The following is a 26588-nucleotide window of genomic DNA, read 5'->3' as shown; positions in this document are numbered from 1 at the left end:
CGATTCCGGGTCGGCCGACGGCGCGGATTCGGAAGATTCCGGGTCCGACCATTCTGAGGCGGACGACCGTGGCGGGTCGGATGATTCCGAATCTCCGGAGAACGACGAATCAACGGAATCGTCGAGCTATTCAGAAGGCGCCGACGAGAACGCCGCTCGAGAAGATCCGGACCCGTCGGACTTGCCGGTCGTGGATGACGACGACACCGAGTCGGGCGGCTCCAGCGAGGCGACCGAAAGCGTCCAGGAGGACGTTGCGCCCGAGACGCGTTCAGCGGTGGGCGATGACGGCGATGGTGAGCCCGAGCAGGCGGACGACATCAGGGACCACTCGGATGATCTCTCCGACTCGGGTGCGTCTGGGGACGACGATCTCGAACCCGAGCTCGCGGAGAAGGCTGCCGATGAGGCGGGCCGGTGGGCGTCGGAGCTTGCAGAACACGCTGCGCATGATGGCGACGAGCTGTCCGCCGAGCTTCGGGAGTGGCTGTCGGGCGAGCCGACGGACCGTCCCACAGGCGGCTCGGGTCGGCCCGACGAGCACGGCGGCGACGAACGTGGCGAGCACGACGACGGTGATGTTCAGGAGTGGGTGACCGGCCTGGTCGAGCAGTCGAGAGCCGACCGCGAGCAGCCGGACGACGATGGGCGTCGGCTGTCGGTGGATGCCGACCGGGCTGTCGACCTCGCGGAGCGAGCGGTCGACGGTGAGGACATCGAGGCCGACGTCCGCGAATGGGCGGCGAGCTTGGTCGACGAGGCCGGTGGCGAGCGCCGGGACGACGACGATCCGAGGGACGCCGGGGAGCGGGCGCACGGGGATCGACGTGGCGAGATCGCAGAGCAGGACGCCGCCGAGTGGGCCGCGGACGTGGCGCAGCGGGCGGGTGAGCTGCCCGAGCAGTTGCAGGGAGACTTCGAGGACCTGCACGAGGCGGCCGGTTCGGGTGATCGCGGCGCCGCGGTGGAGCGGGCGCTCGACATCGCTCGTGAAGCGGCGAAGAGGTTCTCCGTCGATGTGGACTGGGCGCTCGATCTGGCTGATCGTGCGATCGAACGCGAGCACCCGGATGTGGTGGACCGGATCTCGACGTTGGCGAAGGACGTGCTGTCCTCCGGTGACCCCTCCGACGGGGCCGGTTCGGCGCGCCGCCTGCAGGACGAGGTCGGTGCGGCGCTCGTTGCCGCGGGCTCGGAGATGAAGCGTTCCCACGATGGGGGCGGGGAGCCGCTCGCCGGAACCGAACTGGACGAGTCGTCGGCGCGTGCGCAGTGCCGGTCGATGTCCGCGTGCGGTGATCTGGACTCGCTGCGCTCGCGGCCGGCCTCGTCCATGAGCGCGCGCGGCCCACCGTCCGACCACGACCACGATCACGACCACGACCATTGGGATGACGCCAACCAGGTCGACAAGGCACTGCAAGGCCGGATCGAGAAGGACACCTCTGCCGCCGAGCTGGAGGAGTCGCGCAAGCAGGCATCTGCCGGTCGGATCACCGCGGACGAGCTGGCCGCGCGGGAGACCGCGCACAACGAGCTCGCGGCGAAGGCCGACGAGGACAAGGCGAAGCTGTCGGAGGACCGCGCGAAGCTGGTCGATGAGGTTGTCGACGGGCACCGTGACATCTCCACGCGGGAGACCGCGCTGGAGGCGGGCAAGGCGAAGATGGGCGCGGACGAGTACGCCCGCAGCGCCGCGCAGTTGGAGCAGGACCGCCAGACGCTGTACCGGTCGACCGACGAGCTGCGTGAGGCGGCGAACCGGGACCGTCCGGCCGGGGTGCCGCACGATGCACCGCGGGATGGTTCGGCTGCGGGGTGCGGGTCGAGCGGGGTGTTCGTCGAGTGCGGCTCGGTGACCGACCGCGCCGACGGTGAGACCGAGCGGGACCGCTGTGTCGCACTCGCCGGGGTGTCGTCGGGTTGCGGCGCATCGACGGGTGAAGGCGAGAACAAGGCTTCGGCGTCGTGTGTGCTGACCGGCGCCGACCAGGGCTGCGGCAGCAATGCGTCGGCAGCTGAGAACAAGGCCGACGCGTGGTGCTCGATCGGTGGCGGGGATTGCGAGCAGTCGTCGCAGGCGGGCAAGAGCGGTGCTGGGATGGAGTGCAGGACCGGCACGGGATCGTGTCGTGGCTCCGCCACGGCTCCGACGGATGCCCCGCCGGGTGATGGGCGTGCTGCTGCTGCGGTGAGCTGCACCGGTGGTTGTGATGTGGACGCGGTGGCGGACCGCTCCGGTGCCGAGGTGGGCTGTCGCAGCGCTGCGGGTGCGTGCGAGTCCAACAGCACCGGGAGCAAGACCGGTCAGACCGGCGACCGCGGTGAGAAGACGCAGCTGGCGTCGACCGTGGGCGCGGACTTCCGTTCGGGCGCGGCGTCGGCGAACTGCTCGGCAACGACCGGTGGGTGTGCCACGAAGATCGAGGTTGATCTCGACAACGGGGGCAGCAACGAGGCCCGCGCCACCGCCGACGTCGCCTGTGGTCGTGGTGCGTCGGGTTGCAAGGGTGCGGCGGCGACAGACACCAAGACGGGCAGCAAGGCCACCGTGACCATCCCGGCCCCGGTGGCGATCACCGCCGGCACGGGGCCCGCCCTTGCAACTGCGGCGATGGAGCAGCGGGAGGCCGGTACGGGTGCCGCGGCGAACTGCACCGTCACCAGCGGTGGGTGCGAGGCGTCCAGCGGGGCGAAGGCGGCGCAGCGCGCGACGGGAGCCGGTGAGAGCCGTTCGTCGGTGCGGGTCGACTGCGCGAGGAAGGACTGCGTCGGGACCGGCGCGACCGTCACGGACGGGAAGCTCGTCGCGGGTGCCGTGGTCAGGGAGACGACCAGCGGGGCGAACTGCACCGCGGCCGGCGGCGGCTGCACCAGCGAGTCGGGCTCCGCGGTCGGCACGAAGGCACGTGCGCTGATGGCTGACAGCAGCGGCACCGCTCGGGTCGATTGCAACAACCCGGCATGCAGGGGGACTGCCGCCGCCGAGACGACCGGCGGCGCCTCCGGCGACGTCACCGGCGTGCGCGACTCGAAGGGCTCGACGAACTGCTCGGCGACCGGCGGCGACTGCACTGCCACTTCCGGCACGACCGTCGCCGACCGGGCCGCGGTCACGATGAAGCAGCTCGACACCGGCACGGTGACCGGCCCGGTCAGCGTCTCGACCGCGAGCTCCACCATCAAGTGCACGGGCGGCAAGGGCGGATGCGGTGGCACGGCGGCCGCGTCGACCAGCGCCCGGGACACCGCGGTGACGCCGGACGCGCGCGGTACGTCGTCGTCGGCGGAGTGCACGGTGAGCGGCGGCGAGTGCAGCGGGCAGGCCGGTTCGAAGGCCTCCAGCGCTCCCGACTTCCAGGTGATCGACCCGGCGACGGGCAAGCCGGTTGCCGGCCAGCCGCTCACCGGCCCGACGTCGACGGCCTCGTCGGACGCCACGATCACGTGCGTGGCCGGCACTTCGTGCTCGGGCTCGGTGAAGACGACAACGACGGCGTTCGAGGGCGGTACGGCGTCGCGGACGTCGGAGGGCACCGCGAGCTGTACAGGTGGCACGGGCGGCTGCGAGCTGAAGTCGCTCTCCAACGCTTCCAGCGGGCCGGGTGCGGCGCTTGCGTTCGCGGGCAAGGACGCCACGATCAATGCGGCGCGGCTGCCAGCAGGTCCGTCCGCGGCGTCGGTCGCCGGTGCGGCGCTGGTCTGCGATGGCGCGAATGTTTGCGATGGGAAGGTCACCAGCTCGGCGACCGCGACGGACCCGTCGGTGTCGCCGGATCCGCGTGGCTCACGCAGCGAGGGCACCTGCGACGGGGTCTCCGGTGGGGACTGCCGGGCCGTCACCAACTCGGGCGCCTCGACCGGACCGGACGCGAACGTGATCGTCCCGGTCGTGCAGGCGAAGTCGACGGCCAACGCGACGGTGAAGCAGCAACAGACCGGTGAACACCCGGAGAAGCATGGCAACGACCAGCAGCCGATGACGCCTCCGGCGCCGACCGCGCCCGGTTCGTCCGCGAACTCCGCTGCGCCGACGGTCGCAGGCGCATCCAGTTGGTCGATCGCGAATGCGACCTTGGATTGCACGCAAGGCACGGCCTGCACCGGTTCCGCGAGCAGTACCGCCGCCGGTAGCGACGGCCCTACGAACGTGACCGGTGCCAATGGTGCGCGCGGCCCACCGGAAGGTGCTTCCACATCGAGTGGTAGCTGCTCGGGGTCGGGTGGCTGCCAGGTCCAGACGAGTTCCACCGCCGGTGCCGGCCAGGTCGTCGCCGACATCGTCGCCGAGAAGAACACCGCGCAGGTAGCGCAGGCCGAGGCGCAGGCAGCCGCAGCAGAGAGGGCCGCACGGGAGGCCCGCAGGGCGGCCACCGCGGCACGCAAGAACACGACGGGGAGCAGCACCGATCGATCCGTCGCGGTTGCGGATCGGGCGGAAGCGGCTGCCATGGCCGCGGAGCAGCAGGCAGTGCTGGCCCGCACGGCCGCCGAGGTCGCTGCACGGCCGGTGACCGGCGTGCCTGCGACGATGAGCGAGTCCACCGCGCTCGCCCGCTGCACCGGGCCACGCTGCACCGCTGCCGTCACGGCGGACGCGACCTTCACAGCTGACGACGTCGCCACGAACCGCTCGCGCGCAACCGGTACCTGCACCGGCGCGACGACCGGATGCGGAGTCGTGGCGAACGCGGCCACCACCACCTCGGTCGACTCCGGCGCCGCGGACCCGGCCAGCCCTGACGAGAAGAACCCCCGGATGCTGCCGGGCGCGTCCGGTGCCACGCAGGCCGGCGTCCAGATCGACTGTCCGACGGGTTGCTCGGCCACCGCCGCAGTCGACTCCGTTGCCGGGGCGAGCGCCGACGGTGGGGCGAAGGCCGCGGCTGCTGCGCTCACCCCGGCTGCCGGCGCGGACGAGCGCAGGGCGGGTGCCGACTCGACCAGCGCATCGGTCGCCTCCGGCGAGTCGCGTTGCACCGGGGTCGCCCCCTGCCGGATCTCCTTGTCCACCTCGGCGACGAGCGCGGTCGCCCCGACGGGAACCGGCAGCTCCGGGTCGACGTCGGCCACGGCCGAGGGATCCTGCGGGTCCGGCTCGGGCGGGTGCTCGGTCACCACCCGCAGCCGCACGGTCGCGGCGAACACTCCCGCCGTTCTCCCCGAAACCGCAGGCAGCGGTACGGCCGCGCCGATGCCAGGGGTGGCGCGCGCCATCGCGACGGCGGACTGCACGGGTCCGGTGTGCCGCAGCGGAACCAGCGGCTCCGCCACCGCGGACACCGCGGAGGTGATGGCCGGGTGCGCCGGCACCGGCTGCATTGCGCGCACCGATGGCAACGCGCTCACCGTCGCGGGCAACGGTCGTTCGACGGCAACCGGGAACGCCGCCTGCACCGCAGGCGCCGACGGCGAGTGCGCCGCTACCACGAAGATCGGCGCGGGCGGCGACTTCGCCGTGGCCGCTGCGGGCTGCCAGGGCACCGCGGGCTCCACGTGCTCCTACGCCTACCGGGCCGAGAGCGCCGCCACCGCGGGCGCCGCCCGTGCGAACGCTGTCGGGTTCGGGGCGGGCACGTTCGGCGGTGGCCAGGTGATGACGACGGCTTCGGCGGCGTCCGGGCCGGGGTTCGCGCAGGCCGGTGCGTCCTGCTACGGGACGCCGGGGACGAACTGCAAGCACTCCTATTCGGCTTCGGTGTCGGCGTCGGCTTCGCACAAGTCGGGTTCGTGGGCTCGTGCTTCAGCGCGCGGTTCCGGCGGCGGCGGTATGGGCGGCGGCGGGGTGATGGTGACCGCGCAGGCGTCGGCCGGGCCCGGTCAGGCCTATGCGGGGGCGACGTGCGTGGGTGCGGCGAACTGTTCGACCAGCTACACCGCGGAGGCGTACGGGGCGAACAGGTTCGAGACGGCCGAGGGCACCTACGACTCGTGGCGGCGGCCGCGGTGCAGCGGCGGGGGTCGTTCTGGTGGTGGCTGCGGCGCGTACGTGACCGTGGTGAACGGCATCGTCCAGGGCGGCTGCACCGGCACCTACACGTCCTGCCGGAACCCGGGCAACGTCTCGTTCACCCCGAAGACGGTGGTGAAGACGCTGGGACCGGGTGAGGCGATCACCGAGGACGGCAAGGTCGTGAAGATCTCCGAGCTGGGACCGGATCAGCGGTACGTGACCGGTTTCTGCGACGGGGCTGTCTGCACGGTCGAGGCGCGCGGCACGGACCGGAAGGTCGTCAAGGACGTCTGCCACGGATCGTGTCCCGTGGCGAAGGCCACCTCGCCGAGCGGCGAGACGGTTTCGTACACGCCGGGGAAGGGGTTCGAGGGAGCGATCCCCACCGTTGCGGGCAAGAACGGAAAGGGCGACCAGTGGGACCGGGGCAAGGGCGTCGAGGGGCTGCGGATCGCCCGGGACGCCGAGGGTCGCGGCCAGATCCGGGTGAAGGGGACCGGCGAAGCCGTCGACGGTCGTAGCGGTTCGAGGGTCGAGTTCGGCAAGCCGTCCCGGCCCGGGCAGGAGCACGTCGCGAACCTCTCGGACAAGGGTGGGAACCCGTTCAGCACGACGTGTCCCGACGGGTGCAGCGGGAGCGTCGGCTTCGGCGACAAGATGGAGAAGTTCGACATCCGCGGCATCGACGCCGCCATCACGGGCCGGTCGGAGAACGGGACCCGCGGCGCCTTCACGTGGACCGGTTCGGGTGAGCTGACCTCCGCCGAGGGCACGAAGATCGTGGCGCAGGGCGGCCGCGCAGGGCTCACCCAGGTGTTCACCCGAGGGCTCGACTCACGCGGCACGATGACCGACGGCTCGATCCGGATCACCGGTCAGGCCGGCGAGATCACCCTCGCCAACGGGTGGAAGATGGCCAACGCAGGCATCGGCCGCGACGGCGACGTCCTGAGCGGGGAGTTCACCGACGAGAACGGCAAGGGCGGCCGGCTGCAGTGCACCGGTCAGTGCACGAAGACCGCGCCTCCCGGAGCCGTCACGAAGGACACCTGCACCGGGGCATGCCTCTACGGCGTGACGACCCACCCCTACCCGGGTGCCAAGGGCAAGCCCTACTCGAGCCTCGGCGCGACACCCGGCGTGACCGCGTGCCTCAACTGCGAGATGGACCACGAGTTCCGCGCCCGGCCGGGCGCGCCGAACGGCTACTTCTCGTACACGAACAGGTCCGAGGTCCCGATCAGCTACGTGAGCCCGACCGGCGTCGGTTCCCAATGCAAGGCCAAGGGCTGCCGCATCACCACGATCACCCCGGACACCAACGGCGACGGCGAGGTGGTGATCTGCAAGGGAGCATGCACCACCGGTAGCAGCCGCACCAACGAGTACCTCGGCTGCCGGGCCGCGACCTGCGGCATCGGGATGCACTACGGCAACAACATCGGGCCACCGCGCATGGACGACCCCGCCAGCCGCGGCTACTACTGCACGGACGCGAAGGACTGCTCCGGCGGGCGGTTCGACCCCGCACAGCCGTGTGCCGGCGCGTGTTACCCCACGAAACTGAGCGGCAAGCAATACGAGTGGAAGGGCGAGGTCGGCCCAAGCTGGTGGCTGGGTGCCGACAAGGTCAGGCAGCGCCCCTCGCTGCACAACGCCCTCGACAACGACCTCGCACGGCAGATGGGGGTGGCGAACCCGGACGACCCGAACCTGATGTTGCCGCCGCTGACCAAGCAGATGTACGAGTCGCTGCCGGCGGCCGAGAAGGAGCGGTACAACAAGCTCGTCCCGATGTCGGGCGTCGAGCAGGACCTCGCGGCCGCCTCCTACTACGGGGCGCGGATCACCGACGACTCGATGGCGGCCAAGCACCCCACCGTCGTGCAGAAGATGCGTGATGTCGCGGGCGGTTTCGAGAACGGCCGCCGCAACGACAAGAAGATCGATGCCAAGGAGCTCGGCGGCATCCTGCCGACGATGCGTGAGATCGATGCCGAGATGGGCACGGAGAAGGCCGGCGCGCTGCAGGAATGGCTTGCCGCGCGGGGCGTGATCGACGGGGTCAACCGGGCCGTCAAGATGCCGCAGGACCCCAAGAACGCCGACATCGCATTGCAGGGCAACCCGCAGGTCGTCCAGAAGCTGGTCGACATCAACCCGAGCCTGTCCGCGAAGGAGCGCGACAGCGACCCGAACCTGATCGACATCGCGCAGCGGAACCTCCAGAACCTGCAGCGTGAACGCGCGCTCGCGGACAACGCCGCGCTCGGCCTCGGTGGCGAGCGGGCGCGGCTCGACGGGCTCGCCACCCAGCTGGCGAAGGACAGGGCGGCGTTCGACGCTTCACCGGACAAGACGCAGAAGTGGGCCAACGAGCTCAACGCGGGCATCCGGAGCCTCAACGCGGCGACCGAGGCCTACAACGGGAACCTCCGTTCCGTGCAGGACCGGGTCACGGCGGCCGACGCCGCGCTGCGCGGCGCCGACATGGCGATGGTGTCCGGTGCCGGCGATCCGGCGTGGGCCGGCCGCATGACGCAGATCGATGCCGACATCAGGCGGTTCGACTCGTTGTCGAGGACGATGGCCGCCTCCGGCGACCCGAACCAGGTGCCCTATGCACCCACGATCGGGCGCTACGCGACAGCATCCGAGCTCGCCTACGCGCATGCGCGGGAGAACCCCGTCCTTCCGCAGGTCCGGCTCGGCCGGGTCAGGGCACTGCCATCCACGATGAGCCGCGACACGTTGTACGACCAGCAGGCCGCGATCAACATGCCGTCGTACCTGTACCACCCCGACAAGGGCCTGCGGGATCAGTTCCAGGTCAGGTACGACGCCGACGTGCTCGCCGGTGCCGCGGCCACCAGGACGGCCGACCAGTGGCTCAAGGACAACATGCGGCGCGGGGACATGTCGCAGGACCAGGTCGTCGAGCGGCTGCGACAGGAGAACACCGGCGCGGGCGGCAAGGTCGACGAGGCGGCCGTGGCGAAGGCTGCGAAGGCGATCGCCGACGCCGGCGGCGTGGTCACGGCCATCCCGATGATGTACTCGGACCCCGGCCCGGGGTCGAGCAAGGACGCGAGGTTCGACGACTCGACGCTGTTCCGGGTGAAGAAGGCCGATGGCACTGAGGTCTACGTCGACCGCACCGGGGCCGTCTACCCGTCGATCGACAACTTCCGCAACAACAACGAGCTCTACGCCGAGGACGGGAAGCTCACCTGGCTGGCCGACGACGCATCGGGGTCGATCCGCTCCGTGACCGAGGCCGCCCGCTACACGTCCACCTTGGACCGGGTGCTCGACATCGGCACCGCTGTGGTCGTCACCGGCGGGCTCGTCGTGATGACCGTCGGGTCCGGCGGCGTTGCGGCCGCGGGGGCCTTCGCTGCGGGCGCGGCGACGGCCGTCGATCTCACGCGTTCCGGGATAACGCTGTACAACCGGGCGAAACGCAACCAGAGCATCGCCTTCGACGACCCGACGGCGGGCTGGATCTGGGCCGACATGGCCGTCACCGCCCTGCCTTTCGTCGGCCGACTCGCCGGACTGGCCGCCAAGGGGGCGAAGGCGCACAGAGCGATCGTGCACAGCTTCGACGTCGCGGGCGAAGTCGGCGACGTCGGCCTGTACGCCGCGGGCGTCTACCAGACCTACTCGCAGTGGAACACCATGACTCCGGCGACCCGGGCCAGCGCCATGGAGGGCCTGATGCTCGGCGGGATGATGCTGTCCGCTCGCCCGGCCGGGCTGGTGGCCCGCCGAGCCATGGACAACGCCGCGCACGCCTTCCGGGGGAACCTGGGGTTGGCCCTGAGCCCGCTCAACGACGGCTGGATGGACGGCCCACTGCCGTTCCCGTCGTACCTGCTGCCGGCCGCCGCTCAGGGGGTACCACCGATCACGGCACCGGGAGCCGTGCCGCCGGCCCCGCCGGCTAGGTGGGTGCCGACGTCGTCGGGTCTGCTGGTGCCGCCGTCGGTCAACCCGGCGCCGCTGCGGCAGCCCGGGTCGGCACTCCCGCCCGGGTCGACGCCACCACCTGCGGGATGGGCGGTGAACTCGACCGGGCTGCTGGTGCCGTCGTCGATCGCGCAGACCAACCCGGGGCCCGCGCCGAGCGGCAGCTCGGCACTGGTGCTTCCCGGATCATCGTCGGCGACCGGATCATCGTCGGCGACACAGCCCCGGAACGGGCCGCCCGCCGTAGCCGGCCCGGCGGTGACCACTGGTCAGCAGGCGTTCGCACCGACCGGCTCGATGGCCTTGCAGACCGGTGTGGTGCCGGTGGTCCAGCACAGCAGCGCGCAGCTGATCGTGCCCGGAAGGGTCGGCCATGGTGCGGCCAACTCCTGGTCCGGCACCGGCACCGCGCCCGCGGTTGCGTCGACCGATCCGCTGGCCGGGCTCAGTGGCCTTCCGTCCAGCACGTCCGGCCCGTCCAGCAACCCGCTGCTCGGTTCCCTGGCGGCATCGGCCGAACCGATCGGCACGCAGTCCGCATCCACGGTGTCGGCCGGATCTTCGACGGGCACACCGGTCATCGGAGCTGCTGCGCAGAACGAGCCGGCCTCGCTCGGCGTGTTGTTGACGGCGCAGGCCTCGATCCACCCGGTGCCCGCAGTCGGCCCCGCCGACCCTGCCGGCGCCGCTGCGGCGACCTCGGTGCTGCCGGGACCGGGCTCGACCACGGCCGCTGCAACCGGTGGCGCGCCCGGCTGGAGCATGGCGACGGCCGGTCGCCCGGTTCCTGGGTCGGGCCTCCCCGCACCGCCGTCCCCGGCCACTCCGCCGGCTGCCCCGCCGGCCACTCCGCCGGCCAACGGTGGACCGCATCGGAACGGCGGCGGCAGCGGCGGCAACAGCGGTGGCGATGGCGGCAGATCCGGCACGAGCGGGCCGCCGGACGGCCGGAACGGGACGGGCAAGGCGGGGCTGCTGCTCGGGGTGCCGCCTGTGGGCAACAGCGGCCCGATCGACGGGATCATGGAGTGGCTGTGGTCCTCGCCGGTGCCGCAGGTGCTCGCGGTCGTGGCGGCCCTGGTTGTTGCGGTCGTGGTCGCGGTTCACCTCGCTCGCGCTCGCGGTCCACCCGCCGTGCGATTGGCGAAGAGGAGCGACCTGCGGTGGATCGCAGGTCGGATGGTGGTGAACCCTGACGGAGCCGGTGTCGTGCTGGCCGCGGAAGGTGATCCGCTGCGGGCGCGCGGGTGGTACCTGCGTGGCGGGGGATCCGACTTCGTGGTGGTCCTGCACGGTGATCAGGACGGCGCCTACGTCGTGGAAGGAGGCATCACGATCCGGCTGCGGGCCGGGCAGCTGGCTGCGCTGCTGAACGCGCTGCCGGAGTTCCGCAAGTGGCGGGCGCGGGCCGGTGAGCGGGCGCGCGTGGTGATCCCGGCTTGCGGGCTGGGCGGGTGCAGCGTCGAGATGGCGCGCCTGCAGCGGGATCTGAACGCGCTCGTCGTGGCGCCTGATTCGGACGTATGGGTGCACCACGAGAACGGCATCTCCTGGGTCACCGGTGGCGGCCGCTGGATGCAGGCCGACGGTTCGGGGTCGATGCTCGAGGTGCCGGCGCCGCCGGTGCTGACGACACGCACGGCCCTGGCGGGTGCGGTGCGGGTGGGACCGCCCGGTGTGGCGTCGCCGATCGTGCCGCGCGGGCCGCCGGTTCGCGCTGGGCCGGAGCTGACGCCGGCCCAGGAGGAGCAGGTCGACGCGCACCTGCGCAGGTACGGCGGGGACGTCATCCGCCGGAACGCGCAACTGTGGCTGCAGGTGAGCGGGGCCGCCGCGACCGCACTGGTCAAGAAGGGCTGGGCGGGCACGGCCCGTGGCTTCGTCGCGGAGGACCTGGCGCTCGACGAGGCGAGGACGCTGGCCGGTCGTGGTGAGCGGGTGTTGAAGAACGCACGCCTGCTCCTGCTCGGGGCTGACGACGAGGTGCTCGGCGAGCTCGCGGAGATCGACTACCTGGTCGGCGGAACGGTGGTGAGTGTCAAGGTCAAGCGCAAGCTGTTCCAGCGGAAGAAGGACGAGCAGCATCGCCGGTTCGTCTTCGCCACCCGGTCGGATCCGGAAAGCCTCCGGCAGGCCTATCGCGAGATCAAGCCGGACGTGGGCCGGTCGACGCTCGACCGGGTCGTCCGTGCGGTGATCAGGTCGAACGGTGCGGCGGACATCCCGTTCGAGCAGTTCTCCCGCGATCATCCTCGGCAGGCCGACCCCACCAACCCGATCGTCCTGATCACCGCGAAGGGCCAAGGGGACGGCCGGGAGATGGAGTGGACCCCCGCGGAGATCGACGCGCTGTTGATCGCGTCGGTGCGCCGGCTCGCCGCCCGGTACCTGCAGGAGACGACGACATCGGAACCCCCGGCGGCGTCGGGTGCAGCGGTCGACCGGCTGCGGGCCGCCGCACGAGCCGTCCTCGACGTCCCGAAGGGCAAGGAGTACGGCGAGCAGCTCGTCCGCAGGCACGAGGTTGCCGAGCGGTTGCTCGTCGAGTTGGGGCTGACAGATCGGTCCGTTCTGTTCGCGACGTACGGCGACCGGATCGATCGCAGCGAGATGGGTGCGCTGCTGCACGTGCTGCTGCTGCGGGAGTCCGGTATCGACGGGCTCGGGGGCGTTCGGGGGACGCCGGGAGGCGATGGTGCGCCCTTCGGCGGGCTGCCTGCCGGCGTCGATCCGGTCGAGTTCGCGGCCGTCCTCGACCAGTGGCGGTCCGCCCACAACGCCCGTGTCGTCGGCAAGCGGCCGAGGCTGGAAGGGGCCGCCATCGGCAGGTTCGTCACGATGATCAAGGGGCTCGACGACCGGAGCAGGGTCGAGGCCGTCCGAGCCGCCGGCCGGTCGGCGCGCGGTCTCGCGAAGGTCCTGCCCGGTGTGTTCGCGAAGCTGGTCATGTCCGAATGGGCGCAGGCACAGCGGCACCCCGATCAGCGGCAGGCGTTCAAGCAGCGGATCAGCGATCTGCTCAGCCATATGGGCCCGACCGAGCGACGGGCGCTGATCGAGAAGATGCTGCCCTGGGCGTCGCAGGCGCAGAAGGAGATCCTGCAGTCCATCCACCAGAAGAAGGGGTGGCTGGGGAAGGCGTTCTCGCTGGTCGGCCTGGCGCTCGGGTGGCTCGGGCTCTCGAACTCGGTGTTCGCGCCGGCAGGTGAGGCGTTGCCGGTCGACGCGTCGGCCACCCCCGCCTGGCTGGAGACGGTGCTGAACAGCGGTCTCTGGGGCGACCTCGCGGCGTTCCTCGCGGCGAACGGTCCGGGGATCGGGGAGCTGGTGCTGATCGCCGCGGTGCCCCTGGTGCTGAAGGCGGTCGGGGCGGTGTGGGCGCGGGCCCCGCCACCGGTCCGGGCCGTCCCCGGCGCGGTCCGTTCGGCGATCGAGCGGGCCGAGCGGCGCATCTACCTGCCGATCGTGCCTGTCCTGGTGCTCGCGGCGGTGGCGTGGCTGGTGGGTCCGGTGGTGGCGGCCCTGCTGTTGCCGCTGATCGCGTTGTTCCCGCACGCGAAGTTGGGGCCGCGGGAGGGCCGTGGCCTGGTCGCGTACCTCAAGGAACTGCGGTGGGAGCGGGCGTGGATGCTCGCGCTGACCGTGCCGTTGTGGCAGGTTCCGCTGGTCTCGTGGCCCCTGCTGGCGTTCCTCGCGTTCGAGGTCGTCGGTGCGGGCGCGCTGCTGCTCGGGGTCCTTTCGACGTCGATGAGCAAGGGGTTGCGCGAGGAATCGGCGAACCGGGAGAAGTACCCGTTCACGGTGGTGGCCGACGGTCAGGTGTTCGCCGGGTTCACCTTCTTCGGATTCGTCCGGATCGCGTTGCTCGCGCAGGCGTACCAGATACTGGGAACCGGGTTCACACCGATGCCGGGGGTGCCGGCGCCGAAGGTGACCGGACCGCGGCTGCGACAGCGGCTCCTGTACTGGCTGGCGTCCTACTACAAGGGGACCGCGGACAAGAGCCTCGACCTGTTCGTGTTCTGGCAGATCGGCCTCGCGGTCGGGTTCGGGAACGTCTGGGCCGCCCACCTCCGGCTCTCGGGGAAGGATGCCGAGGCGAAGGTCCGCGAGCGGAAGCTGACCTTCGACCTGCTGATGGGCCCCGGCCGGCAGCTGTACAGGGTCCTGTTCTGGGTGTCGCGCGGCGTGGCGCGGCTGCTGCCCGGCGGGGCCGGTCGCTGGCTGCGCGGGATGCCGGAGCGGCGGATCGCCCGCGCGTTCGTGCAGCGGCTGAACCACGCGCAGCGGATGCTGGTGCGGACGATGGCCGAGCAGGCGTCGCAGCGCGAACGGCGCGGCGGGGCCCGCTCATTCTGGGCACGGTTGCGGCTGCTCGCAGACTTCTCCGTGAACGCGGTGAACCGCGCCGGGATCCGCGCGACGATCGAGGCGTTGCCAGGTGCGTTCGAGGAACGGATGCAGGCCCGCAACAGGATCCAGCAGGAGCGGCTGGAGGCGAAGCTTGCGGCCGCCACCGGGCGGCGGCGGGCCAGGCTCGACGCGGAGCTCGACCGCGTCCGGGCGGCGGGGCGCGGCATGGTGGTTCCGCGGCTGCACCGCGGCCGGCACCTGGACCGGGCCGTGGCACGCAACCTGGCCAGGCAGGCGCGACTGCGGGCGGCGCTGGCCGAGCTGGACGCGGCGCTCGCGATCGAGCGGTCGGCGAAGGTGCCCGCAGCGGACCGGATCCGGGCACTCGTCACCGAACAGGCCAGGATCCGGACACTCCTCGCAGACCTGGAGCGCGCTGGCCGGACGCTCGGCACGATCCCGGGCGGGCTGGAATCCGCACCCGCCACCCCGCCCTCGCGGCGCTGGCGCTCCGCGGCGATCGTTTTCGGGTCGACCGTCGTCGGCATGGTCCTGCCGGCCCTGCTCGGGTTCGCTCCTGCCGTGGCCGGGCCGTTGCTGCACAACACGGCGTCGTCGGACGGCTTCGGCGTCATGGCCGTCGGCGCGGCCGCACCCGTGCTCTCGTGGGCTGCCGGGGTCGTGATCACGGTGGCGGCGGTCCGCACGGTGGCCGCGCTGATCAGGATCCGCGGGCCGCCGGATCCCGGTGCGGTCCGCCGGGTGGTCGTGGGCGCGATCGCGGCCGGCGTCCTCGGGCTCGGCGTGCTGCTCTCGGGCCATGCGGACGCGTCCGGATCGGGCGCGCCCGTCCAGCCCGGTGCGGCCACGGTGGTCGTCCTGCCGGGTGAGGTGCTGGGCGAGGTCGCCGAGCGGGCCGGTACGACGCGCAAGGCGCTCGTCGGAGCCAACCCCGATCGGTTCCCGACCCGGAAGAGCCAGGACCGGATCCGGGCGGGTGAACGGCTCCGGCTGCCGGACCCCGCTCCTGCGCCACAGCCAGACGTGGAGCAGTCCCAGGTGCCACCGCCACCGGTGCCGGTGGTCACCGACAACGGGGTCACCCCGGGGTGGCGGACGTGGCTGGGGGGCGCGGCGGCGACCATCGGGCTGCTGGTGCTGGCCCGTTGGCGCGCGGCGGCGAAGCGCGCGAAGGCGTGGGCGCAGCTGCGTGTCACGTGGCGTGGGATCGGTCGGGGGCAGGGCCGGGTGTCGGGTGCGGTTGCGCTCGTGGAGTGGCTGATCGGGCGGCTGGCCCTCGACCCGCGCGGCGTCCGGATGTCCCGGCTGGACGGCGCCGACCTCGGCGATCCGCGGCTGGATGCCTTCCGCACCGGCCTGTCCAACGGGGACGGTGCCGTCGCCGAGCTGGTGGCCGAGCTGGTCGCCGCCGGCCTGATCCGGGTCGAGACCGGGACGGACGGCAGGCTGCTCGTACCGTCGGGTGCGTTCGCCGAGCTGCTGGCCCGCGCACCGCCGGACCTGCTGGCGGCCATGGGCCGGGACCTCGGCGCCGTCATCGGCGGCCGTGGTCTCCCGGCCTCCGAGGTCGCCGCAGCGGTGCTGGTCGCGCTGCGGGACGGGGTGTGGGCCGCGCCGGCGGGGCGCGGCTCGGCGAAGGCGAGCCCGAAGCAGCTCTACGGCCCGACCCGCACCGCCGCGCGGGCGTACCTGGCAGCGGTGGCGAGGCTCGACCGGCTCCGCACGCAGCTGAGCGCGCTCGAGAAGATCGAACCGGTGCTGCGTGCCCGCCTGACCGCGAAGGCACGTGCCGCAGCGCGCTGGCGGGCTGCGGGCTCCTTCCCCGCGCGGATGGTGGCGTTCGTGCCGGCGCTCGTCCGGACCGCGGCGCTGTACCTTCTGACCCGCAGGCTCCCGCCGGACCTGCGCCGGACGGCGCCGGAGGCGGTCCGCGCCGCACTGACCGATCGCGCCGCAGCCGTCGAAGCATCCCTCGCCGGGCTGGCGGATGCGGAGTCCTGTGCCGCGGTCGCGGCGTCGCACGCTGCCGCCGCTGCCGGGGTCGGCCGCAAGCAGGCGAAGAAGGCGGAGGCCCGCGCGCGGGAAGGCGGCAAGCGGTTCATCCCGACCGTCGTCGGGCTGTTCGGCGCTTTTCCCGGCCAGGCCACGAGCATCGCCTCCATCGCGGGAATGGCGATCGCGGCGACGCTCGGGGTCGAGGCGGGGTGGGTCGCGAACGAGGGCGCCAACGCCGCCGTCGCGGCTGCGCTGGTCGGTGGGTTCTTCGCGCTGCTGGGCGACCGCAGCATCAAGACCATGTGGCCGATGGCGCTGCTCGGTGCGGCCGGCGCGGTAGCTCTGCTGGTGCTCGGCCTCTCGCCGACGCAAGACGCATTCATGCCTGCGCTCGCCGCCATCGGTTCCATGGGTACCTCCGCAGCACTGGCACAGGCGTGGACGGAGCGCAACCACCCGGCGGCGCCGGAGTTGAAGGACCAGCGGGCAGGGCGGAACGAGCTCGCGAACCGGGTCATGGCGCTGGTGTTCCCGCTCGCCGTCACCGGCAGCGTCCAGGCCTTCGGCGTGCCGACGACGCTGATCGGGATGTCGGTGGTCGCCGCCGCGCTGACGTCGCTCACCCTCCTGGTGCTCCGCGGCCGCAAGCCCGGCCTCGAACCGGGGGTGTCGGTGTCGCGGCCGGCCGCGCTGAAGGGCTGGTTCCGGCAGGTCCTCGCGACCCCTCGCGGGTTGCTGCGAGCCGTCATGTCGATCCCGCTGGTCACCTTGCTGACGGGGCTACCGGGTGTCCTGCTCGGCGGGGCGCTGTTCGACACGATGGTGCGGGTCAGCGACCCGATCGCGACCCTCGCCGCGCTCGGGATCGCCTCCGGCGTCGTCGCGTTCGTGCGCGGCGTGGCGACGATCCTGCTGAGCAGCCGCTACGAGGCGTTCAAGGCGCTGGTTGCGCGCAAGGGCGCGATCGCCGCTGCGGTCGGTGGGAAGCGTGCGGTCGGCGGAGTGCAGGAGTCGAGGCTGCTGCGCGCGGCGACTTTGCTGCCCTCATTGGTGATCCTCCCGGCCGCCGCGTTCGCGTACGCGCAGAACCTCGTGACCGTGACCCTGCTGCTCACGGTCGGGAGCGTGGTCGTCGCACTGCCGCGGCTGGCGCTGCGCCGATGGGCGGAAGGCGCGACGGCGGCGAGCCTCACCAACATCGCGAAGACCAGCAGTTTCGTCGTCGGGAGCAAGGTCTCGGTGCTGGTCATGGGAGCCTCCATCGCGGCTGTCGGCCTCGGCGCCACCGTGGCCGTGCTGGTGGCGGCCGCCGGCTCGCTCGCTCGATCCCTGCTCGTGCTGGCGATCGTGACGGGAGCGCTGACCGCAGTGGTCGGCCACGTCGTCGCGCACCTGCGGCTCGGCATCCTCGACGAGCTCGGTCCCGTGCTGAAACGGGCGGGTGCCGACGAGGCGGCGCCGTCGAAGATCACGGGCGCGCTGCGGGCCAACGGCTTGCACGACCTCGGTTCCGTGCGGGCGCTGCTGCAGGCGGGCGAATGGGCGCCGTGGTTCCTGCGGTCCGCGCCGCAGTGGCGGGAGCGACGCATCGCCGCGCTGGGCCTCGAGCCGCACGAGCTGGAGCTGCTGCGTGCGGCACTGGAGTTGTTCATGGCGGAACGCGCAGCGGCCCGCAGGCCCGCGGCAGCTCCCGCGCCGCGCATCGTCGGATCGCAACCGGTTCGGAAGGCCCGCAACCGGCTGCTCGCGATGCTCCCGTGGCGCGCGAGCGACCGGCAGATCCGCGGTGCGCTCGCCCGGTACGCGGACGCGGGCCGGCGGAACGCGGCACTGCGCGCTGCGGTGCGCGCGGCACTCGCCGCCTGGACCGACCGGAGCACCCCCGAGCAGCTGGAGCTGCGCGTCCGGCTGCAGCTACTCGGGATCGATCCCGCGTTCGCCGACCCGGCCAGCGACCAGGGTGCCCGGGTCCGGCTGGAACGGCTGCTCAAGCTGCTCGACATGGCTGCCGCGGCGAACGACGCGGCCGTCGCAAGGCTGGAGCAGCAGCTGCGCGAGCGGGGTGGTTCCGACCGTCGCGCTGCCCGGAAGCCATCCGCCGACGTCCTGCGGCGCGGTGCCTCCGTGGTGGGGCTGGTCGGCGCCATGCTGGCGCTCCCCGCTCTGCTCGGCGGCGTCCGGCCGGCCGGCGCGCAGGAGGCCGCGCGGATCGGCGGCAGCGACGTCGGGGCGAGGGCGTTCGACGCAGTGGCGGCGCGGCCGGAGATGGTGTGGGTCGCGGTGCTCGTGGTCGCCGCGACGGCCGTGATCGTCGTGGGGCGGGCCGGGCTCTCGGCGAAGCGGGCGGGTCCGACGCCGGCCGGTCGGTCCGGGCGCTCCGGCGCGCACGACGCGGATCCGCGCGGGCCGCCGGCCGGCGCCGCGCCGGCCGAGGTCGCCGGCTGGTGGCAGCGGCTCGACGACGTCCAGCGCGCGGCCGTCATCGAGGGGAGCCTGTTCGACATCGGCAACCTCGACGGGATCCCCGTCGAGGTTCGGGACCGGGTCAACCGAGCAGCGTTGAACCGGGCGTACAACCGGATCCCCTGGCTCGCCGCCGAGGTCCGCCGGCAGCGGCTCGGGCACGTCGCGGCTCGCAACGCACGGCTGAAGTTCGCGGGCATCTACGCGCTGATGGCCCGGCTGGACGCCGACCCCGCAGCGTTGCTGCTCGCGTTCGACCTCGCCGGGAAGGGCCGGTTCGCGGTCTCGATCGGCAATCCCGACACCGCCAGGCACGTCGCGGTCTACATCCCGGGCATGGGCAACGACCTCTCCACCGCCGACGTCATGATCGAGTGGATCGACGCACTCGTGGACGAGGCGGGGTCGCAGGGGCAGCGCGACCTCGCCGCGGTGGTGTGGCTCGGCTACGAGCCGCCGTCCGGGTTCGCCCGTGCGGCAGCACGCACGACCGCGCGCGCCGCGGCACCGCTCCTGCACCGGTTCCTCGGCGGGCTGCGCGTCCACTCCACGGCACAGCTGACCGTGGTCGCGCACAGCTACGGATCGCTGACGGCGGGACTCACCGCCGCCGACGAACGCTTCGGCCTCCCGGCTGACGCACTCGTTCTCGTCGGCAGCCCCGGCGTGGGCGCCGGGCACGTCTCGGTGCTGCGCATGCGTCCTGGCCAGGTGTGGGCGAGTGCCACGGACCGCGACTTCGTGGGGCGGGTTTCCGCGCGGTTCCACGACGTCGTGCCCACCGCCACCCGATTCGGGGCTCGGGTGTTCGACTCCGGCACCGGCGGCCGCGGAGTGGTGCTCCCGCACAGCGGCTACTTCGTGCGGGGCTCGATCGGGCTGCGGAACATCGCCCGGATCGTGACCGGCAGCCCGGCCGACATCACCCGGCCCGACGGACCGTCGACGCACCGCGATGCCCCGTGGGACGGATCCCCGGCCACGGCCGGGGTCGTGCACCGCGCGTACGGACGCATCTCCTGGCTCGCGTTCCAGATCTGGAACCGCGGTCTCGGCGGCCGCGCCGAAGCCGCGTCCCGCCCCAAGATCGCGGCGATCTCCGCGTTGAAGATCGCGTTGGACCGCAACCCGGCGATGCGTGTGCTGGAGTTCGACCTCGTCGGGCGAGGCCGGTTCGTCGTCCGGATCGGCGGCCCGTCGACCACCCCGCTCAACCTGCCCGGCACGTGGGCGGCGATGTCGCGCTCCGAGCAGCTCCTGCGTCGGGTCCGGCCCGGCTTCCCGGAGGTCGTGCAGGTCGAAAACACCGAGGCGGGCGTTCGGCCGGTCGGATGGCTCGGCAGGGGCCTCGCGGTGATCGGGCTGCTCGCGACGGGCCTCGGTGCGTCGAACACGCTGCTGCCGGGAGTCGGGGAGGCCGGTGCGGTCGGCGGTCCGGTGGGCGGTACGGCCGTGGCGGATGGCGGATCGTGGTGGGCCACCCTGCTCGACCTCGTGGCAGGCCAGCCGGCGACGTGGGTTCTCGGCGCGGTGGTCGGTGCGCTGGTGGTCGTGCACGTCGTGCGGTCGGTGCTGGCCCGCGCACCGCCCGGCCGACTGCGGTTGCGGCTCCGGATCGGGCACGACGTCGTTGCGGCCGGCCGTGCGGTCCGTGCGGCTGCCGACGCCGTCGAGCGGGCGGCCAAGCTGCCCGAGCTGGTCAGCGCGGTCGGGGCGGCCGCGACGGCTGGGTGGTCGGCCCGTCGGATCGCCCGCCGGGCCGGTCTGCCGGTCGTCGTGGTGCAGGCGGCGGTGGTTGCCGCGGGCGTGCAGGAGCGGTGGGCCAGGGAGCCCGCGCCGGTCGACGCCGCGCCTCGCCAGGCCACCTACGAACGAGTGCTCGCCGAGCTGGGGGCGTTGGCCGGGCGCGCCGGCGAGGCGTCCGCGGAAGCGCATGCCCTGCTGGCCGAGCTGGTTGCGCTGAGCGACGGCGGGTGGCAAGGCCACGACCTGCTCCGCCGCGTCGCCGCCGGCCTCGGCGTCGAGCTGCGGTGGACCGGCCGGGGCACGGTGTTGATCAGCGGACGGGACCGGCCGGGTCGCGAGCTGCCGGCGGAACGCGTGCTCGCGGCCGCGCACTGGCTCGCGATCCGGATCGGGGACCAGGTCGAGCACGCGCGGGTCGAGGTCGAGGCGGTCGCCTGGTTGGGTGCCCTGCGCGCGATCGGCGCCGGCACGCCGCCGATCGTCGGCGCGATCAACGAGCTGGCCGCCGTCGCGCTGTGGGAACCGTCCCGTCGTGCTGTGGCGGTCGCGGTCGCGCAGGACGTGCTCCGGGACGGCGAGTTCCACGCGGACCGCGGCGGCCTTTCCGTCCGCGGTGCACAGCTGGTCGCGGAGGTCGCCACCGCGGCGGTGGACGAGGCGGATCGGCGAGCCGCGCTCAGGCGGGACATGGCCGGCCTGGCGTCGGGGGTGCTCGCGCTGGCGGACGCGCTGAACCCGGGATCGGCGGAGTTCAGGGCCGGCGTGGATGCGCTGGAGCGCCGGATCGTGGTGCTGGAGCGTCGGTTGCGGCTCGCCTCCCGCGCGGCCGCAGCGCTGGTCAAGGTCAAGAAGTCGGAGGCGCGGAAGGCGCGGAAGGCACGAGCCGTGGCCCTCCGGCTCGCCGGGGATGCCGCGTCCGGCCGCGACGTCGGGGCGCCGGAACGGGCCCGCAAGCACGCGGCCGAGGCCGTTGCCCGGAAGTCGGACGCCGCCCGCATGCAGCGCCGGGCGGACGCGTACGTCGCGGTGCGGCGGGAGGCGGAGCAGGCGCTGCGGGCGTACGCGGAGATCCGCGCGCTGCTCGGGCAGCTGCGCGGCCCCCCGGCCGGTCGCCGTCAGCGGGTCAGATCGCTGCAGGCGCGAGTGGTCGCGGCCACCGCGGAGGTGACGAGGTACCAGGCTGTGCTGGCCGGCGCCGCACCGGCGCGGGACGCGTACACCAACGCGAAGGTCACGGGCGCGCTCCCGGGGGTCGCTGCAATCACGGAGCTGGCGAACGAGCGCCTCAGCGCGCTCGGCTCGCGGCGCCGCTACTCGGAGCACGACATCCGGCAGCACCTGTTGGCGCAGGTGTCGCGGCTGTTCTCGCCGTCGGGCGTGTCGATCCCGCTGGCCGACGGCCAGGAGATGCGGGTCTCGATGGTCGCCGGACCAGCCGCGGAGGTCCCCGCGCCCGAGCGTGTTGCGTCGGAGACGATGACCGGCAACATGGTGCAGGGCGGGGCCGGCGCGTCCGCGACGCAGACCCGGGTGGTCGGGATGAGCCTCGGGGGCGCGTTCGACGTCGGACCGGCGTCGATCTCCGTGAACATCGACGGCGGGTCGTCGGCGAGCCTCACGAGCGAGGCCAACCAGAGCTGGCAGGGCGGTGGCGTCCAGGACAACCGCGGCTCCTCGGAGGTCTGGGAGAGCGAGGTCTCCACCACGGTCTGGTTCGACGTTCCAGGAGCGACGGCGTCGGAACCGCGGGTCATCGGCGGCGTGAGCGGACAGGCGGCTGCCGAGGTCGTGTCCTTCCTGGTCTCGCACGCAGGCATCGAGCGCGGCCCGCCGGGCACGGCGCAGGCCCCCGGTGGCCGCGCCGCGGACGCCGCGTTCTCCGGTGTGGTCGTCGGCGCGACCGGCCTGGACGAGCTGGCCGGCGAGGTGGACGCTGCGCTGCGCGAGCAGCGTCCGGACAGCGGTGACCGCACCCGGAAGCAGGTGTTCGCGCAGGTGGAGGGTGTGCTGCGAGGCGACCTGCCCCGTGCGGTCAACGACCCGGCCGGGCTGCTGCCCGAGCTGCTGACCACCGACGACGGGACGGCCCTCGGGGAGATCACGGTCACCGCCGACGTCCTCGACGGCCGGTCCGACCCGGCGCACCAGCCGCGGCCGACCGGCCCGCGGTCGGACCACGAGAAGGTGGAGGACCTCTACGTCGGGTTCTCGAAGGTCGGGACCACCAGCAGCAGCTCGCGCTCGCGCGGGATCTCCCTCGGCGTCGCGGTCGCCGTTCTCGCCGAGGCCGTGCTCGGGGCGCTCTGGCTGACGACGCTGCCGGGGCCGGCGTTCGCCGCCGCGTCGGTGCTGGTTGCCGTGGTGGCCGCGGTCCTGCACGTGTTCCGGCTGCGGGTGTCGATGCGGGGCGCCTGGTCGCGGAGCCGTGGTGTCTCGATGGGTGTCTACCGCGAGGCGATCAGCCCGGAGGTGCACCGCAGCCCGCAGACCCAGGGGTACGAGATCCACACGAGGGTCCGCGTGGTCGTCACGCCGGTGTCGGGCGACCGGACGCCGATCGCCGTGGAGCGGGTGGTCGGTTTCCTGGTCCGGATGGACGAGCACGACGCGTGGACCTTCGGGTTCCCGGTGGACGCGTCGGGTGTCTCGCCCGGCCCGGACGGGGCACCGGTCGTCGCCGGTGCACTCGACCCGTCGGCGCCGCCGGGTCGGCTGCCACTGGCGCCGAGCTGGCACGGCAGCGGTTCGGAGCAGGTCGCCGACACCGGGATGGCCGCGACCCGCAACGTGCACGGCGTCTACGACGTCCGGGCGCGGGTCGAGGCCGATCTTGTTGCCTTCGGACTGCTGCCGGCGGAGGACCCGAAGGACTGGTCGACCGACGAGAACGTCATCGTCGCCCAGCTGGAGAACCGGCGCAGGGTCCGCGATGTGGTGTCGCCGGCTCGTGTTGCGGCCGGTACCGGACAGATGCGGCGGGCGGGCCGCACGGTCGTGCTGGAGGTGCCGGCGGCGGCGACCGATCGGGTGCGGGTGCCGGGACGTGACGCTGTCGCGCGCCGATTCCGGCTGGACGTCCGGCTGGAGGGTGACGGCGAGCTCTCCTACCGCGGCCGCGGCCTCGCCAGGGTCCCGGTTGCGCTGAGCATCATGTCCGCGACGTCGGTGACGTCGAGGTCGCGGTCGCGCGGGTTCGGCTGGGCGGTCTCGATGGCGCGCACGGTGTTGTTCGGTGAGGACAGGGACCCGGTGCTCGACGGCGATCAGACCGACACCGCGATGTCGGGGGAGGGCGGGTTCGCGCAGGATCGCGGCCGCAACGCCGGGGACTCACAAGGAGCGACTGGGAACGCGGTCTCGCTCACCGAACCCACGACGGACACCGCGGCCTTCTCAAGCCGGTTCGACATGGTCGTCGCGCTCACGCCGGACGGCAGTGGGACGACGGAGATCGCGCGGGGCGCGATCACCCTCGACGTCCTGTTCCCGAGCGACATGCTGCCCGTCGACACCGGACGGGTCGCCGATCCGTTCGTGGACGCCGAATGGCAGGACACGCCGGTGACGCTCCTGTACCGGGCGAACCCCTACGCCGTCGATCCCGGCGACCTGCTGGGTACCGTCCGCCGGTTGCTGGACGCGCAGGGCCTTCGCCTCGACCCGGCCGTCGAGCAGGAGCTGATCGAGGCGACCAGCGTCGAGACCGTCCAGTCGTCCTTCCTGGACCTCCTGCAGGTGGAGCAGCGGCTGACCGTGGTGGCGCGCGGGGCGGGCGGCCGAGCGGTCGAGGTCGTCGTGACGCTGCGCGCCACGGCCGGGAAGTCGAAGGTCGTCGCCCTGCTCGACATGGTGCACGGGTTCATCAACTTCACCATGGGCAGCCTCGGGAGCAGCCGGGGGCGGTCCCGCGGCCACAAGTTCAGCTTCGGGCTCGGCGGCGCCTTCCGGCAGCAGAGCGATCTCGGGTTCGCAGCGAGTCCGTCGGGGTCGTGGTCACGTGGGCGCAGCTGGTCCACCGGGCTGCTGCGGATCATGGGCATCGAGCGGCTGGTGGTCGAGCTCGGCAAGCAGGTCCTGCGTCTGCTGCGGTTCACGACGACCGTCGCGGTCCGGGTCGAGGACCGGACCCGCACGGACGCCGTCGACGGCACGGCGGTGCTGGTGACGCCCGAACGGGATGTGCTGCGTGCCTACGCGGCGGGGGAAGCGGTGCTCGTCCCGCTGGGACACATCGCGGACGCCGTCGAGCGCACGCTGCGGTTCCACCTCGACGACAGCGGGAAGAAGAAGTACGACCTCGTGGTGGACGAGCCGACCCTCGCCGGGCTGTACGGCCGCTATGCCGCTGACCGCGAGGCCGCGGGCGGGTCGGCTCCGCAGCTGTCCGAGGAGCACGCTCCCGAGTTGCTCGCCGCCAGGCTGGCCGAGGCCGTCGGATTCCTCGCCGGTTCCGTCCCACCAGCTCTCGACGACGTGCTCGCCTTCGCGGCCGTCCGATTCGCGCCGGTCGAGGTCCAGCTCGCCGAGCAGTACCGCAACGGGGCAGCCGACTCGAAGGACGACTCCGTCGTGCTGACCCCGCAGCTGCAGCGGCACTACACCGCCGAGTACGGGTTCCCGGTCGTGCTTGTGGACCAGGTCGTCCTGCCGGAGGCGTTGCGCCACCTGGACGAGCTGGTGCCCGGCCTGAGCGACCGCGACCCCGTCGTCCACACGACGTTGTCGAACCTCTACGCGACGAACCGGGTGTGGGGTCACCGGGACCGGATGCTCGCCGAAGACGGGATGGTCACCAGCATCCCCGTCCGCCTCGGCAACACCGTCGCCGACGCGTACCGCCACCGGTTCGTCGTGCAGCGACTCCGTTTCCGATACGTCGGAACCGCCGTCCGCGAAGGGCATGACAACTCGGTGCTGTTGCTGCTGCAGGCGTACGGGTACGGCCAGGAAACGGCCGGAGCTGCCCGCAGCCGAGCGATCGGGGGCAGGGTCGGCATCGCGGCTACGGGCATCGGCAAGGGTTCGATCAGCTCGACGGTCGGCGGCGGGCGGTCGGCGGAGGACACCCTGCAGCAGACCGACCTGCGCGGGCTGGCCTCCTTCGACGGCGTCGAACTCGTCCGGCAGGGCATCACGCTCGAGATCTCGACGTGGCTGAGCGCGTCGCTGCACGGCCGGCCGCTGCCCGGTACGGAGGTGCGGACCACATCCGTCGAGGGCAGCGCGCTGCGGCTGATCCCGAACGGCCTGGCGGCACCGGCTGTGTCGGACACCGGTTCGTCCGCTCGGCTGGCCGGGTCGCGCGAAGGCCGGATCCCCCTGCACGCCTACGCCGACGCGCGTGGTGCGAGTTCGACGAAGCCGGGAGCGGCCCCCGGTGTCGACCAGCTCGTCACCGACGTGCTCGCCGAGCTCGTGCGCCACGGGGTGCTGACCAAGGCCGAGGCGAACCGGAACCGCGCACGGGTCCACCGGATGTTCGAGCCGGATGCCCTCACCGCGTTCCTGCACGGGCTCGCCACACCCGATGGGGCCGGGATGGCACCGCTCGTCGTGCACAACAGGATGGGCCGGGACGTGCAGATCGATCTCGCGCTGCGTGCGCACCCCTTCGAGGAGGAGACGGTGGTGGCCGGCCGCGGCAACGTCGAGATCCGCTCGGTGTCCCGGACGCAGTGGCTCACCGCAACCGCCCGCACCTCCACCCGCCAGCGACCGTTCGGACGTGACGGTGGGGCGACGTCCGGTGTCGAGATCGGGTTCTCAGGAGCAGCGCCGGACTCCGTCCGGCGTGGGGCGCAGTTCGGGTTGCGCGAGGAGGAATCGCTCTTCGAGCGGGGCACCGCGCCCACCGTCCGCAACCGCGTCGTCTACGACCTCGTGGTTCGCGAGGCGCGCAACGGTGCGTACGAGGAGACGCTCGTCGTACCGGTGGTCGGCGTCGGCCCCTCCTACGTCACCGCGTTCGCCGGTGACATGGAACGGGGCAGGACGGCGTCGTGGACGTTCGAACCGCCTGCTGGTAGGTAGGCGGGCGCTGGCCGCGAGATGGGTCCGAGCGCTGTCGGAACAGCGCTGGGGCCCA

General features: G+C 72.8%; 2 protein-coding genes. One reads left to right on the top strand and one right to left on the bottom strand.

From position 1 onward, the window contains the following. Nucleotides 1-271: 271 nt before the first annotated feature. Nucleotides 272-931, bottom strand: a complete 660-nt coding sequence (locus tag LL648_RS00210; RefSeq protein WP_232660295.1) for a hypothetical protein — start codon at nt 929-931, stop codon at nt 272-274. Between LL648_RS00210 and LL648_RS00205 the strand changes: the two genes are divergently transcribed. Next, the gene (locus LL648_RS00205) at nt 905-26533 is read left to right on the top strand and encodes an alpha/beta hydrolase (protein WP_232660963.1); all 25629 of its coding nucleotides are present in this window, start codon (nt 905-907) and stop codon (nt 26531-26533) included. The two genes, LL648_RS00210 and LL648_RS00205, sit on opposite strands and share 27 nt — an antisense overlap. Nucleotides 26534-26588 lie beyond the last annotated feature (55 nt).

It is taken from the genome of Pseudonocardia sp. TRM90224 (assembly GCF_021245725.1).
Taxonomy (GTDB): Bacteria; Actinomycetota; Actinomycetes; order Mycobacteriales; family Pseudonocardiaceae; genus Pseudonocardia.
Note: the sequence above shows the minus strand (reverse complement) of the source record. Positions and strands in the feature narration are given on the sequence as shown.